Source organism: Mesorhizobium sp. M8A.F.Ca.ET.202.01.1.1, assembly GCF_004791595.1.
In the GTDB taxonomy this organism is placed as follows: Bacteria; Pseudomonadota; Alphaproteobacteria; order Rhizobiales; family Rhizobiaceae; genus Mesorhizobium.
Genome location: NZ_SRUN01000356.1, coordinates 1 through 278 on the forward strand (window position 1 = coordinate 1; position 278 = coordinate 278).

1 protein-coding gene is annotated in these 278 nt (G+C 63.3%); it reads left to right on the forward strand.

Annotation, left to right across the window (positions count from 1 at the left end; genetic code table 11):
• Positions 1-36 precede the first annotated feature (36 nt).
• A partial coding sequence (locus tag EN845_RS35180; RefSeq protein ID WP_281041064.1) for an exonuclease domain-containing protein occupies positions 37-278 on the forward strand: 242 nt, incomplete at its 3' end.

A 278-nucleotide genomic window follows, 5' to 3' on the forward strand; every position in this document is an offset into this window, starting at 1 on the left:
GTATGATTCTGCTCGCTTTGGAGCGAACTGATTCGAATGCGTGAGATCATCTTCGATACGGAAACCACCGGCCTCGATTTGCGCGACGACCGCATCATCGAGCTCGGCGGCGTCGAGCTGGTCAACCGCTTCCCGACCGGCCGCACCTTCCACAGATTCATCAATCCGCAAGGCCGGGCGATTCACGCCGAGGCGCAGGCCGTGCACGGCATCAGCGCCGCCGACCTGGCCGGCAAGCCGACCTTCGCCGAAGTCGTCGAGGAGTGGCTGGCCTTCAC